We start from the raw sequence: 13,624 nt of genomic DNA on the forward strand, positions 1-13,624 counted from the left end.
GGAACAGTAACCTTCGTACCAGAAAAATCATTCGTCGGAACTGCACCAGCTGTAACAGTGGTTCGTGAAGATAAGAACGGAACCAAAGCTTCTGCAACTTATACACCAACCGTAACACCAGTTACACCAACTGCAGAAGATACAACATCTATTGACAAACAAGGTCAAACGCAAACAGGTACACCAAGCTTCACACCAGGTAATCCAAATGTTCCAATGGATGATGATACACCTGCAACATTTGAAGACGGCTCAACTACGAAGACCGTTCCTGGTGAAGGAACTTACACAGTTGCTCCAGACGGAACCGTAACATTTGTTCCAGAAAAATCATTCACTGGAGAAGGTACAGGCGTAACGGTTAAACGTGTCGATAAGAACGGTACTCCAGTTACTGCTAAGTACACACCAACTGTGACTCCAGTAAACCCAACAGCAACTCCAGCTACATCAGAAGCACCTCAAGGTGTGGTTCAAACTGGAACAGTAACCTTCACTGAAGGTGACCCAGTTGCACCAATTGACAAAGATACCATTACTCTTCTTGATGAAAATGGTCAACCAGCAGAATCTGTAGTTGCTAAATCACCAGAAGGTAAAGAAATTGGTACTTTCACAGTTGATAAAGAAACAGGCCTTGTAACCTTCACACCAACTGATAAATCTTACTCAGGTGATGTGGTTCCAGTTAAGGTTCAAGGTAAAGATACAAACGGAACAGTTGCTGAAACAACTTACACACCGAAGATCACTCCAGTTGTCCCAACTGCTGAACCTGCAACATCTACAGATATCCAAGGTAAAACACAAACAGGTACACCAAGCTTCACACCTGGTAACCCTGCAATCCCAATGGATGATGATGTGCCAGCAACCTTTGAAGATGGTTCAACTACGAAGACCATTCCAGGAGAAGGAACTTACACAGTTGCTCCAGATGGAACAGTAACCTTCGTACCAGAAAAATCATTCACAGGAACAGGTACAGGCGTAACCGTGAAACGTGTTGATAAGAACGGTACTCCAGTTACTGCAACATACACACCAACTGTAACACCTGTTACACCAACTGCTGATCCTGCAACATCTACAGACATCCAAGGTGCCACTCAAACAGGTAAACCAAGCTTCACTGAAGGCGATAGCCGTGTACCAATGAACGATGATGTTCCAGCAACCTTCGATGATGGTTCAACTACGAAGACTGTCGACGGTGTTGGTACGTACACAGTAGCAGCAGACGGAACAGTTACCTTCGTACCAGAAAAATCATTTGTAGGAACTGCACCAGCTGTAACAGTTGTTCGTGAAGATAAGAACGGAACAAAAGCTTCTGCAACTTACACACCAACTGTAACACCAGTAACTCCAACTGCAACTCCAGCAGTATCTACTGATGTGCAAGGTGCAACTCAAACAGGTAAACCAATCTTCACTGAAGGTGACAGCCGTGTACCAATGAACGATGAAGTTCCAGCAACATTCGACGATGGTTCAACTACGAAGACAGTGGAAGGTGTTGGTACTTACACAGTAGCAGCAGACGGAACAGTAACCTTCGTACCAGAAAAATCATTCGTCGGAACTGCACCAGCTGTAACAGTGGTTCGTGAAGATAAGAACGGAACAAAAGCTTCTGCGACCTATACACCAACTGTAACTCCTGTGACTCCAACAGCTAAACCTGCAACTTCTACAGACATCCAAGGTCAAACACAATCTGGTAAACCAAGCTTCACACCAGGTAACCCAAGTGTGCCAATGGATGATGATGTACCAGCAACCTTTGAAGATGGATCAACTACTAAAGTTATTCCAGGAGAAGGAACTTACACCGTTTCTCCAGACGGAACTGTAACCTTTGTACCAGAAAAATCATTCACAGGAACAGGTACAGGCGTAACCGTGAAACGTGTTGATAAGAACGGTACATCAATTACCGCTACTTACACACCAACAGTAACACCAGTTACACCAACTGCAGAATCAGTTACTTCAATTGGTAAGAAGGGTCAAACCCAAACAGGCAAACCAACCTTCACAGAAGGTGATAGCCGTGTACCAATGAATGACAAGGTTCCAGCAACCTTTGAAGATGGTTCAACTACGAAGACAATTCCAGGTGTTGGTACTTACACAGTAGCAGCAGACGGAACAGTAACATTCACTCCAGAACCTGAATTCACAGGAACTGCACCAGCAGTGACAGTGGTTCGTGAAGATGTGAACGGAACAAAAGCTTCTGCAACTTACACACCAACTGTCCTTCCAATCACTAAGTTTGTTGATAAAGAAGGTAAGGAAATCCCAGGATATCCTACAGTTGATGGAGAAGAACCAAAAGCTGAAATTCCAGGTTACCGCTTTGTGGAAACGAAGAAATTGCCTAATGGTGATACTGAACACGTCTATGAAAAAGTGACGACTTCATATGTAGACGAAAATGGGGACCCAATCCCAGGTAACCCAACAGAAGATGGGGAACAACCGAAGAAAGATATCCCAGGTTATGACTTCGTGAAGACTGTTGTAGATAAAGATGGAAACACTCAACATATCTACAAGAAGACTGTGACACCAACTCCAATGCCGGATCCAACTCCGACACCAGAGCCACAGCCACAGCCTACTCCACAACCGCAACCAACACCAGAACCACAACCTACTCCACAACCAAAACCAGAAGAACCAACTATTCCTGTCGTTCCAGAAACGAAAGAAGAAGTGAAGTATATCGATCCACAAAATCCTACTGCACAACTTCCAAACACAGGAACAAAAGAATCTTCTACTGCTGGTCTTGCAATCTTTAGCGCTTTAGCAGGTCTCTCATTATTCGGATTTGCAAAACGCAAAAAAGAAGACTAAGCTAACTTGTGGCTAAGAAAAACCGCGAAAATCTCGCGGTTTTTTCTGTTTGTTTTTGAAAAAATATCCTCCAAACTAGATAGTTGAAATCAGTCTTTTATAAGAAAATTTGATAAAATAGAAGTATCAGTGTAAAGGATGAGAGAATGAAAAAGATAATTGGTATCTGGGCTCAAACTGAAAATGGCATTATTGGAAAGGACCAAGTCATGCCTTGGCATCTGCCAGCTGAGCTTCAGCATTTCAAAGAAACAACCATGGGACAAGCGATTCTCATGGGAAGAGTGACCTTTGATGGTATGAAAAAACGGGTTCTACCAGGTCGGACTAGCATTATCTTAACGCAAGATCAAGCCTACGATCCTGAAAATGATGCTGTACTCGTCATGCACAGCAAAGAAGAAGTCTTAGAGTGGTATCAGAACCAAGAGAAGAATCTTTATGTTATTGGAGGCAGTCAGATTTTAAGGCTCTTCTCTGACCAGTTAGAAGAGTTGATCCAGACCATGATTCATGCAACGATTGATGGCGATACATTGGCACCGAGATTTGAAGAGAACCGCTATGAAAGAGTCCGTCAAGTCCGTCATCCGAAAGATGAGAAGAACCCATATGATTTTACGGTCAACTATTATAAGAGAAAGGATTTAGACTAATGGAGCGAAGTGTCTTTGGTTTTTTTACAGCTGTCTTATGCGTCATCTGTTTGATTTGCGCCTTACAAACCTTTCGTAAAAAACGGTTTGGCCTCGCTATTTTATTCTTACTAAATGCTTTTACCAATCTTGTGAATTCCATTCACGCCTTTTACACGACCTTATTTTAAACTAAATAGAAACAGAAAATGACAGAAAGAGGAAATACATGCCAACGAATCAAAATAATGATATGATGGTTTATTGTTCATTTTGCGGAAAGAGTCAAGATGAAGTCCAAAAAATCATTGCAGGAAACAATGCGTTTATCTGTAATGAATGTGTAGAGTTAGCACAAGAAATTATCCGTGAGGAGCTAGCAGAAGAAGTTCTTGCAGACCTTAGCGAAGTTCCAAAACCAATCGAATTGCTCAATATCTTGAACCACTATGTGATCGGTCAAGATCGTGCCAAACGTGCTCTTGCTGTAGCAGTATATAACCACTACAAACGCATCAATTTCCACGATACGCGCGAAGACGAGACAGATGTTGAATTGCAAAAATCAAACATCCTCATGATTGGCCCTACTGGTTCAGGTAAGACTTTTTTGGCCCAAACCTTAGCACGTAGCTTGAATGTCCCATTTGCCATTGCAGATGCAACAGCCTTGACAGAAGCTGGTTATGTAGGAGAAGACGTTGAAAACATTCTCTTGAAACTTCTTCAAGCAGCTGATTTCAACATCGAGCGTGCAGAACGAGGCATCATCTACGTCGATGAAATCGATAAGATCGCTAAGAAGAGTGAAAATGTGTCTATCACGCGTGACGTTTCTGGTGAAGGGGTGCAACAAGCTCTCTTGAAGATTATCGAAGGAACTGTCGCTAGTGTCCCACCTCAAGGGGGACGTAAACACCCTCAACAAGAGATGATCCAAGTGGATACCAAGAATATCCTCTTTATCGTAGGTGGGGCTTTTGACGGGATCGAAGAAATTGTCAAGCAACGTCTCGGTGAAAAAGTCATCGGTTTTGGTAAGAACAATAAAGCTATTGATGAATCAAGCTCTTACATGCAAGAAATCGTGGCAGAAGATATTCAAAAATTCGGGATTATCCCAGAATTGATCGGACGTCTTCCAGTCTTTGCTGCTCTTGAGCAATTGACAGTTGACGACCTTGTCCGTATTCTGAAAGAGCCACGCAATGCCTTGGTAAAACAATACCAAACCTTGCTTTCTTATGATAATGTTGAATTGGAATTCGATGATGAAGCCCTTCAAGAGATTGCTAATAAAGCCATCGAAAGAAAAACAGGAGCTCGTGGACTTCGCTCCATTATCGAAGAAACGATGATGGATGTCATGTTTGAAATTCCAAGTCAAGAAGATGTCAAACTTGTTCGAATTACAAAAGAAGCTGTAGATGGAACTGAAAAACCCATTCTCGAAACAGCCTAGAAAGATAAAATATGGAAATTAACACACATAATGCGGATATCCTCTTGAGCGCTGCAAATAAGAGTCATTATCCTCAAGATGAGATTCCAGAAGTTGCACTTGCCGGTCGATCCAATGTCGGCAAGTCTTCTTTTATTAATACTCTCTTAAATCGAAAAAACCTGGCCAGAACATCTGGTAAACCAGGAAAAACCCAATTGCTCAATTTCTTCAATATCGATGATAAACTCCGTTTGGTAGACGTACCTGGTTATGGCTATGCCCGTGTCTCTAAAAAAGAGCGCGAGAAGTGGGGGCGGATGATCGAAGAATATCTCACTAGCCGGGAGAACTTAAAAGCAGTCGTTAGCCTAGTTGATTTTCGACACGAACCTTCAGCAGATGATGTTCAGATGTATGAGTTCTTAAAGTACTACGAAATTCCTGTAATCTTGGTAGCGACTAAGGCAGATAAGATTCCGCGTGGAAAATGGAATAAACACGAATCGATCATCAAGAAAAAACTAGATTTTGATCCTGCTGACACCTTTATTGTCTTTTCTTCTGTAACCAGGGAAGGACTAGAGAAGTCATGGGATGCTATTTTAGAAAATGCGTTTTACGAAATAAATTGAAATGACATGAAAATGTCGTTTTTGTTTTGGATTTATCTCGCAATTGTAATACAAGTGTAATATAAGTGCCTTTGTTTTCTTCTATTTATATGGTATAATCTCTATAAAGATAAAAGATGATAAAAAATTAATTGGAGATAAATTGTATTATGAAAAAGAAAATACGGAATAAAACGAAATTATTTGGTTTGTTCGTTTCTGTATTAGCAGTGGGGACATTTGCTGCTGCCATGAGCGAGCATGTCACATCAGTTGGCGCTAATGATGGAACTTACCAAGCTTATTCAGACCCTACTGAAGCTTTCATCTCACAAATTGGTGAGTCAGCTCGTCAGCTCGGTCAAGAGAATGACCTTTACGCTTCCGTTATGATTGCACAAGCGATCTTGGAAAGTGGATCAGGACAGTCCGGTTTGGCTTCTTATCCACATTACAACCTTTTTGGAATTAAAGGAAGTTATGCTGGGCAATCTGCAGTGATGCAAACTTGGGAAGATGATGGTGCTGGAAATGCGTATACGATTAATGATGCTTTCCGTTCATACCCATCTTACTATGAATCATTGCAAGACTATGTAGCAGTTTTGAAACAAGGACATTTTGCAGGTGCTTGGAAGAGTAACACATCAAGTTATCAAGACGCAACAGCTGCTTTGACAGGTGTTTATGCGACAGATACTAGCTACTACGCAAAGCTCAATAATATCATTGAAACCTATAATTTGACTCAATATGATTCACCAAATGTTCAAGGTGGTATTACAGGTTCGGTATACAATCCATATCGTCAACAGTTCACTTCACAAGAAATTTTGAATTTGGATATCGCTTGGGCGAACCGTTTGAATTATTAAAACTAAAACAGGCAGATGCCTGTTTTTTATTATTTCATGGAATATGATTTAAAACGTATATATTGTGAGTTTAATAATTCTTCCTGAAAACCTTTTCAAACTATTTTATCTATGATATAATGATTTTATTCACAAACATTTTATAAGGAGAATATTATGTCTGAATCTAATTTTATTCAAAAAGTGGGAGCGGCGTGTAATAAGAAAGAGGATCTTTATCAGAAATCTAAAACTCGCTATGCAGTTCGCTCTATTTTTGCTGGAGGATTTCTTACTTTAAGTACGGCGGTCGGAGCAGTTGCGGCTGACTTATTAAATAGCTTTGTACCTGGAACGGGTCGTTTCCTATTTCCATTCATCTTTGCCTGGGGCTTGGTTTACCTCTTATTCTTAAATGCGGAATTAACCACCTCAAATATGATGTATTTGACGGCGGGAACCTATCTAAAGAAAATTCATTGGAAGAAAGCTTTGGAGATTCTTCTTTATTGTACCTTCTTTAATTTAATTGGTGCTTTAATTGTAGCTTTTCTTTTCAATCAAACAACTGCCTTTGCACATATCGATCCAAAAGGATTCCTAGCCACGGTGGCAGAAAATAAACTCCAACGGAGCAATCAAGTGGTTTTCTTTGAAGGTGTCATTGCCAATATCTTTGTAAATATTGCTATTCTTTCTTATCTATATTTCAAAGATGAAACAGCGAAGGTGCTCTTAGCCCTATCTGCTATTTATATGTTTGTCTTTATGACCAATGAACACTTGGCGGCTAATTTTGCTTCTTTCTCATTATTAAGCTTTAATTCAGTATCTAGCCAATTGCCACATTTTGAATTTTTAAATATTTTACGTCACTATGGTGTTACCTTCTTTGCCAACTGGGTAGGAGGAGGAGTCCTAATGGGACTAGCCTATGCTTGGTTGAATAATATCAAGAGTCTTTACAACGACTAAAAAATATAAAAAAGTTTGCAAAAGTACTTGCATTCTTTTTTTATATGTGATAAACTAGTCTACGGTTTGAAAAAACTGCCTAAGACAGTAGGGGAGCTCGACTCATAAAAATCCTACCGAGGACAAAACGTATCAATTAAAAGAAGCGTATTGTACTTTCGTGTCTAGGTTTGGGCGCGTTTTTCTTTTGGAAAAATTCCCCAAGCAAAATAATTACGGAGGTGAACACACTAATGAGTGAAGCAATTATTGCTAAAAAAGCGGAACTTGTTGACGTAGTAGCTGAAAAAATGAAAGCTGCTGCATCAATCGTCGTTGTAGATTCTCGCGGTTTGACAGTTGAGCAAGATACAGTTCTCCGTCGCAACCTTCGCGGAAGCGAAGTTGAGTTTAAAGTTATCAAAAACTCAATCTTGCGTCGTGCAGCTGAAAAAGCTGGTCTTGAAGATCTTGCATCTGTATTCGTTGGACCTTCTGCAGTAGCATTTTCTAACGAAGATGTTATCGCACCTGCGAAAATCTTGAACGATTTTGCAAAAGACGCTGAAGCACTTGAAATCAAAGGTGGTGCAATCGAAGGCGCTGTCGCATCTAAAGAAGAGATTCTTGCACTTGCAACTCTTCCAAACCGCGAAGGACTTCTTTCTATGCTCCTTTCTGTACTTCAAGCGCCAGTGCGCAACGTTGCTCTTGCAGTCAAAGCGGTTGCAGACAACAAAGAAGACGCAGCTTAATCTTAAGCTACGCAGCGTAGCCTTGCTACAAAAAATAAAACATAAAATTAAAACTTATTTGGAGGAAATAACAATGGCATTGAACATTGAAAACATTATTGCTGAAATTAAAGAAGCTTCAATCCTTGAATTGAACGACCTTGTAAAAGCTATCGAAGAAGAATTTGGTGTAACTGCAGCTGCTCCTGTAGCTGTTGCTGCAGCTGGTGCTGCTGACGCTGGTGCTGCTAAAGATTCATTCGATATCGAATTGACATCTGCAGGCGACAAGAAAGTCGGCGTTATCAAAGTTGTACGTGAAATCACTGGTCTTGGTCTTAAAGAAGCTAAAGAACTTGTTGATGGTGCACCTGGCGTTATCAAAGAAGGTGTTGCTACAGCTGAAGCTGAAGAAATCAAAGCTAAATTGGAAGAAGCTGGAGCTTCAGTTACTCTTAAATAATAGAGTTTCCAATCAAAACGAAAACCGAGGTTTAGGCCTCGGTTTTTTTGTCGTTGAAAATAATGATGATAGAATGTGAATAGAGGGCTTTTATAAAGCTAACATGTGTAGCTCTCTTTATTTTCTCTAAACCTACTAAATAGTGCAGTTTTAATGATGTTACAATGATTTTACATTTGCTATATTCCCTTGAGATGTTGCTAATTTGTTGCTATAATGGCTATAAATCATATCATAAAGGGGAAGATGATGAAAAATTTTAAACGTCTTTTGTTAGCTGTTGTAGCTGTCTTTGCAGCAGTCTTTTTGGTAGCTTGTGGCGCAAAAAGCGACAACGGTACTTACGTGTTTGAGCCTACTAAAGATGAAATCAAAGAAATTATGCCAAGTGAATTTCAATCTTTGATAGGTGATAATTACTCATTTACTATTTCTATTACAATTAAGGATAAGAAAGGCGAGATGAAAGTAGACACGAATGCAGGTGGTCAAAATGTTAATCAAGTGATTAAGTTGGAAGTAGACCAAAAAGCTAAAACTCTTGTCTCAGAAAATGAGTATGGGAAAGCGGAAATTACTTATCAAGTTTCAGGAAATGTGTTAACGATTAAGGATGTGAAGAATTCTTTAATGGGTGACACAGACATGTTTAATAACTACATGAAAATTGCTAAGTTTAAAAAAGTTAAATAGTTAATAGAGGTGGGATCTAAATCCTACCTTTTTATGTGTATTTATTATGATTATCTATTAGAATTCTAACTAAATTTTTGATTTTTATCTAATAGCAATAGTTTGAACCCAGTCAAACTAAATAATGTAACAATTTCATTGCGATGCAATGGAATTGTTGCTATAATAGGGATATTCTATGAAATGAGGAGAAATTATGAAAAACTTTAAACAGTTTCTTTTGGCTCTAGTAGCTTTCTTTGCTATTTTTCTTTTAACTGCGTGTGGTGCAAAAGGTGACAACGGAACCTATGTTTACAAACCATCTACAGCAGAAATGAAGAAAATTCTTAAAGATCAAGGAGCTTCCAGTTCAGATATTGATTCTCTAAACAATAAATATTCCTTGGAGTTGTCCATTGATATTAACGATTCAAAAGGATATTTAACTATTAAAACTAAAAGACCAGGCCATAAAACTACAGATTCAACAGAAATTAGAGTTAATCAAAAAACTAAAACAATTGGTGCGCTAGAAGACAAAGGTGAGAAGGTTAGATATAAGATTAATGGAGATACCCTAACATTTAGCTTTACAAAAGATCAAGAATCTACGAATCAATTTGCATCGTCGCTTCTTAAAAATGCTAAATTCAAACGTACAAAATAAACTAAATGAAGAGCAGGAAAACCTGCTCTTTTGCTTTACTTTTATAGCTGGTTTGGTATAATGAATGAGACTACAGATGGGACTGGGGCAGGAATGATTTTCTTTGAAAATGATTTCGTCTCACTCCCTCTTTTCTGTATGATCTAGGAAATTATTTATGGAAAAGGAGAATCATCTATGCAATATATTTGGTCTTACTTGAAAAAGTATCCCAAGTGGCTAGCCCTGAATCTATTTTCGGCCATCCTTTTTGTCATTGTCAATTTAGGTTTGCCAACGATTCTGGCTCGCATGATTGATGAGGGGATTAACCCGCGTGATGTGGATCGGCTTTATTTCTGGGGCTGGGTCATGTTTGCGATTATTTTGCTAGGGATTGTGGGACGGATTATCTTGTCTTACGCAGTTGGCCAGCTAACGACCACTATGGTCCGTGATATGCGCAATGACCTCTATGCCAAGTTACAGGAGTATTCGCATCGCGAGTATGAGCAAATTGGGGTATCCTCATTGGTCACTCGCTTGACTTCGGATGCCTTTGTTTTGATGCAGTTTGCGGATTCTATGTTGAAGATGGGCGTCATCACACCCTTGATGATGGTTTCCAGCGTTCTCTTGATTCTGACAACCAGTCCTTCTCTAGCATGGATTGTAGCAGTATCTGTACCATTTCTTGCTGTCGTTGTCTGGTATGTAGCAGTCAAGACACATCCACTTTCTGAGAAGCAACAAAAGACCCTTGACCATCTCAATCAGTTTGCGCGTGAAAATTTGACAGGTCTCCGAGTGATTCGTGCCTTTGCCCGCGAAGAATTCCAAGAGGATAAATTTGCGGCTGAAAATGAAGTCTACGCAGAAAACTCGAATAAATTGTTCAAACTAACTGGTTTGACAGAACCTCTATTTGTGCAGATCATCATTGCTATGATTGTGGCGATTGTCTGGTTTGCTTTGGATCCTCTTCATGACGGTAGTTTGAAAATTGGGGATCTGGTTGCCTTTATTGAGTATAGCTTTCACGCGCTCTTATCTTTCCTCTTTTTAGCCAATCTCTTTACCATGTATCCTCGTACTGCGGTCTCTAGCCGTCGGCTCAAGGAAATCATGGACATGCCCATTTCGATTGATCCAAATGAGAATGGGATAACAGAAACAGCATCTCGTGGCTATTTGGAATTTGACAATGTCACCTTTGCTTATCCAGGTGAGACGGAGAGTCCAGTTCTCCATAATATTTCCTTTCAAGCCAAACCTGGCGAAACCATTGCCTTTATCGGCTCGACCGGTTCTGGGAAATCTTCACTTGTGCAGTTGATTCCTCGATTCTATGATGTCACCCTAGGGAAGATTTTGGTCGATGGTGTGGATGTCCGTGACTACAATCTGAAAGCCCTTCGCCAAAAGATTGGTTTTATTCCACAAAAGGCCTTGCTCTTTACGGGAACCATTGCTGAGAACCTTCGTTATGGGAAAGAAGATGCCTCTGTACAAGAGCTAGAACAAGCGGCTGAAATTTCCCAAGCCAAGGAATTTATCGACAGCCGTGAGGAACGCTTTGATACCCATTTGGCAGAAGGTGGTAGCAACCTTTCAGGTGGTCAAAAACAACGCTTGTCTATCGCTCGTGCCGTTGTCAAAGATCCGGATATCTTTATTTTCGATGATTCCTTCTCTGCTTTGGACTACAAGACGGATGCCACTTTGCGGAAGCGTCTCAAAGAAGTTACAGGAGATGCGACCGTTTTGATCGTAGCGCAACGTGTGGGAACCATTATGGATGCGGATCAAATAATTGTCTTGGACCAAGGGGAAATTGTCGGTCGAGGAACCCACGATGAATTGATGGAAAATAATGAAATCTATCGTGAAATTGCTAATTCGCAGCTCGATGGTCCATCATTAACAGAGGAATAGAAAGGAGAAGCAGATGAAACAAGAACAAAACAGTTTTAGTAGACTATGGACTTACTTGAGAGCCTATCGCTTGGAAGTTTGCTTGTCCATTTTCTTAAAAATCCTAAGTGTCATCATGAGTGTTGTCGAACCCTTTGTTTTGGGACTTGCCATTACGGAGTTGACAAAGAATCTCATGGATATGGCAAAAGGCCTTGCAGGAGCTAGTCTGAATACTTCCTACATCGCTATCATTATGACGCTCTATCTATTCCGTGGGGTCCTCTATGAGTTGGGATCTTATTATTCCAACTATTTCATGACCAATGCTGTTCAAAAAACCGTTCAGGACATGCGAAATGATTTGTCTCATAAAATCAATCACATTCCGGTTTCTTATTTTGACCGGCATCAATTTGGAGATTTGCTCGGACGTTTTACTAGCGATGTTGAAACCGTCTCTAATGCCTTGCAACAGTCCTTTTTACAAATCGTCAACGCTATCTTTACCTTGCTCTTTGTCATCAGCATGGTCTTGTACTTAAATATCCAATTGGGGATGGTGGTGATCTTGTCCATTCCGATCACTTATTTCAGTGCTCGATTTATCATGAAAAAATCTCAGCCTTACTTTAAAGAGCAGGCAGATGTTTTGGGGGCAATGAACGGCTTCGTTCAAGAAAATTTAACAGGTTTTAATGTCCTTAAGCTCTATGTCCGAGAAAAATCTTCCCAGGAAGAGTTTCATGATATTACCCATCATCTACAAAAGGTAGGATTTAAGGCCAACTTCATTTCCGGCTTAATGATGCCGATTTTAAATGGGATTTCAGATTTGACCTATCTGATGATCGCTTTGATGGGGGGCTTGCAAGTGTTAGCGGGTCGTTTGACAGTCGGGAATATGCAGGCCTTCGTTCAATATGTCTGGCAGATCAATCAACCCATTCAAAACTTGACCCAATTAGCCGGCCAACTCCAAAGTGCCAAATCGTCACTAGATCGGATTTTCCAAGTCATGGATGAACCAGATGAAGTGGCAGAGGTGACAGAAACACTCTCTGGAGATTTGACAGGGCAAGTTAGCTTTAAACATGTTGATTTCCAATATGTAGCGGATAAACCCTTGATTCGTGATTTTAACCTAGAAGTGAAACCAGGTGAAATGGTGGCTATTGTCGGACCTACCGGAGCAGGGAAAACAACCCTGATTAATCTGCTCATGCGCTTTTACGATGTGACTGCGGGATCGATTACGGTGGATGGTCATGATATTCGCCATTTGTCTCGCCAAGATTACCGTAAGCAATTTGGGATGGTACTTCAGGATGCTTGGTTGTACGAGGGAACCATCAAAGAAAATCTTCGCTTTGGTAACCTAGAAGCAACGGATGAAGAAATTGTTGAAGCTGCAAAGGCAGCCAATGTCGATCACTTTATCAGGACACTTCCTGGTGGTTACAATATGGAAATGAACCAGGAGTCTAGCAATATTTCTCTAGGCCAAAAGCAACTCCTAACGATTGCGCGTGCGCTCCTTGCTGATCCTAAGATTTTGATTTTGGATGAAGCGACGTCTTCTGTCGACACGCGTTTAGAGCTCTTGATTCAAAAAGCTATGAAGAATTTGATGAAAGGACGGACTAGCTTTGTCATTGCTCACCGCTTGTCTACCATTCAAGAAGCAGATAAAATTCTTGTCCTCAAAGATGGACAAATCATTGAGCAAGGAAACCACCAATCCTTATTGGCAGACAAGGGCTTCTACTATGAGCTCTACAATAGCCAATTTTCAAGTAAACAAGCTAATTAATCTAAAAAAACTT

The 13,624-nt window shown here is 40.3% G+C and carries 12 protein-coding genes and 1 other annotated feature; all 12 genes read left to right on the forward strand.

Annotated elements, in window-relative coordinates; genetic code table 11:
* Window positions 1-2,868: LPXTG cell wall anchor domain-containing protein (locus I2F76_RS10585; RefSeq protein WP_229099251.1), on the forward strand; the 2,868-nt coding region annotated here is incomplete at its 5' end.
* Between the two features lie 146 nt (window positions 2,869-3,014).
* Window positions 3,015-3,524 (forward strand): dihydrofolate reductase, encoded by a 510-nt coding sequence (locus tag I2F76_RS07665; protein ID WP_195487591.1) that lies wholly within the window; start codon window positions 3,015-3,017, stop codon window positions 3,522-3,524.
* Between the two features lie 208 nt (window positions 3,525-3,732).
* Entirely contained in the window at window positions 3,733-4,965 is a 1,233-nt protein-coding gene (clpX, locus tag I2F76_RS07670) for an ATP-dependent Clp protease ATP-binding subunit ClpX (protein ID WP_003001797.1), read from the forward strand.
* A gap of 11 nt (window positions 4,966-4,976) precedes the next feature.
* Window positions 4,977-5,579 (forward strand): ribosome biogenesis GTP-binding protein YihA/YsxC, encoded by a 603-nt coding sequence (yihA, locus tag I2F76_RS07675; protein WP_003016353.1) that lies wholly within the window; start codon window positions 4,977-4,979, stop codon window positions 5,577-5,579.
* Window positions 5,580-5,728: 149 nt separating this feature from the next.
* Window positions 5,729-6,433, forward strand: a complete 705-nt coding sequence (locus I2F76_RS07680) for a glucosaminidase domain-containing protein (RefSeq protein WP_024055610.1) — start codon at window positions 5,729-5,731, stop codon at window positions 6,431-6,433.
* 156 nt (window positions 6,434-6,589) lie between these two features.
* A complete protein-coding gene (locus tag I2F76_RS07685) occupies window positions 6,590-7,387 on the forward strand; it encodes a formate/nitrite transporter family protein (RefSeq protein ID WP_118397761.1) in 798 nt (265 codons plus the stop codon).
* Between the two features lie 60 nt (window positions 7,388-7,447).
* Window positions 7,448-7,582, forward strand: a sequence feature (ribosomal protein L10 leader region).
* Between the two features lie 38 nt (window positions 7,583-7,620).
* Window positions 7,621-8,121 (forward strand): 50S ribosomal protein L10, encoded by a 501-nt coding sequence (gene rplJ / locus I2F76_RS07690; RefSeq protein WP_003001722.1) that lies wholly within the window; start codon window positions 7,621-7,623, stop codon window positions 8,119-8,121.
* 73 nt (window positions 8,122-8,194) lie between these two features.
* Window positions 8,195-8,563, forward strand: a complete 369-nt coding sequence (gene rplL / locus I2F76_RS07695; RefSeq protein WP_003016256.1) for a 50S ribosomal protein L7/L12 — start codon at window positions 8,195-8,197, stop codon at window positions 8,561-8,563.
* Between the two features lie 249 nt (window positions 8,564-8,812).
* Window positions 8,813-9,256, forward strand: coding sequence for a hypothetical protein (locus I2F76_RS07700; RefSeq protein WP_155169738.1), 444 nt, complete (start codon window positions 8,813-8,815; stop codon window positions 9,254-9,256).
* 196 nt (window positions 9,257-9,452) lie between these two features.
* Window positions 9,453-9,905 (forward strand): lipoprotein, encoded by a 453-nt coding sequence (locus I2F76_RS07705; protein WP_031573157.1) that lies wholly within the window; start codon window positions 9,453-9,455, stop codon window positions 9,903-9,905.
* A gap of 177 nt (window positions 9,906-10,082) precedes the next feature.
* Window positions 10,083-11,819, forward strand: coding sequence for an ABC transporter ATP-binding protein (locus tag I2F76_RS07710; protein ID WP_195487592.1), 1,737 nt, complete (start codon window positions 10,083-10,085; stop codon window positions 11,817-11,819).
* A 13-nt stretch (window positions 11,820-11,832) separates the two neighbouring features.
* On the forward strand, window positions 11,833-13,611 hold the full coding sequence (locus tag I2F76_RS07715) for an ABC transporter ATP-binding protein (RefSeq protein ID WP_195487593.1): 1,779 nt from the start codon (window positions 11,833-11,835) through the stop codon (window positions 13,609-13,611).
* Window positions 13,612-13,624: the final 13 nt, after the last annotated feature.

The organism is Streptococcus parasanguinis, assembly GCF_015557775.1.
In the GTDB taxonomy this organism is placed as follows: domain Bacteria; phylum Bacillota; class Bacilli; order Lactobacillales; family Streptococcaceae; genus Streptococcus; species Streptococcus parasanguinis_AA.

Coding starts and splice junctions, on each gene's coding strand:
- I2F76_RS07715 (WP_195487593.1), top strand. CDS start 11,833: ATGAAACAAGAACAAAACAGTTTTAGTAGACTATGGACTTACTTGAGA.
- I2F76_RS07710 (WP_195487592.1), top strand. CDS start 10,083: ATGCAATATATTTGGTCTTACTTGAAAAAGTATCCCAAGTGGCTAGCC.
- I2F76_RS07685 (WP_118397761.1), top strand. CDS start 6,590: ATGTCTGAATCTAATTTTATTCAAAAAGTGGGAGCGGCGTGTAATAAG.
- yihA (WP_003016353.1), top strand. CDS start 4,977: ATGGAAATTAACACACATAATGCGGATATCCTCTTGAGCGCTGCAAAT.
- rplJ (WP_003001722.1), top strand. CDS start 7,621: ATGAGTGAAGCAATTATTGCTAAAAAAGCGGAACTTGTTGACGTAGTA.
- clpX (WP_003001797.1), top strand. CDS start 3,733: ATGCCAACGAATCAAAATAATGATATGATGGTTTATTGTTCATTTTGC.
- rplL (WP_003016256.1), top strand. CDS start 8,195: ATGGCATTGAACATTGAAAACATTATTGCTGAAATTAAAGAAGCTTCA.
- I2F76_RS07705 (WP_031573157.1), top strand. CDS start 9,453: ATGAAAAACTTTAAACAGTTTCTTTTGGCTCTAGTAGCTTTCTTTGCT.
- I2F76_RS07680 (WP_024055610.1), top strand. CDS start 5,729: ATGAAAAAGAAAATACGGAATAAAACGAAATTATTTGGTTTGTTCGTT.
- I2F76_RS07700 (WP_155169738.1), top strand. CDS start 8,813: ATGAAAAATTTTAAACGTCTTTTGTTAGCTGTTGTAGCTGTCTTTGCA.
- I2F76_RS07665 (WP_195487591.1), top strand. CDS start 3,015: ATGAAAAAGATAATTGGTATCTGGGCTCAAACTGAAAATGGCATTATT.